This is a genomic window from Xenorhabdus santafensis (assembly GCF_033949405.1).
GTDB lineage: Bacteria > Pseudomonadota > Gammaproteobacteria > Enterobacterales > Enterobacteriaceae > Xenorhabdus > Xenorhabdus santafensis.
On the sequence record NZ_VCDN01000308.1, the window covers coordinates 1 to 284 of the forward strand.

1 protein-coding gene is annotated in these 284 nt (G+C 33.8%); it reads left to right on the forward strand.

The features are described 5' to 3' along the window. The first annotated feature begins 50 nt into the window (after window positions 1–50). The gene (gene rpmG / locus FE392_RS22600; protein ID WP_014481927.1) at window positions 51–197 is read left to right on the forward strand and encodes a 50S ribosomal protein L33; all 147 of its coding nucleotides are present in this window, start codon (window positions 51–53) and stop codon (window positions 195–197) included. Window positions 198–284 lie beyond the last annotated feature (87 nt).

Sequence of the window (284 nt, forward strand, 5' to 3'; positions counted from 1 at the left end):
ATTGTATGATACATTTTTAGGGACATAATGTTACAAGGTTGGTGTAACTAATGAGGAAAAAAGTTGTACTCTCATGTGAAGAGTGTAAAAATCGAAACTACTCTACTATGAAAGATACGAGCTCAATAGAGCGACTTGAAATAAAAAAGTTTTGTAAAACATGCAATCAGCATACAGTTCACAAGGAAACAAAATAAATAATTGAAATAATACACTGGAGGTCCCGCAGATGCGTTTAACGAACTTTTTCGGCGATGTAGGTCGCGAAATGAAAAAAGTAAGTT

What these genes read in the sequence shown, in the direction of transcription:
- rpmG (WP_014481927.1), top strand. Translation starts at nt 51, where the DNA reads ATGAGGAAAAAAGTTGTACTCTCATGTGAAGAGTGTAAAAATCGAAAC.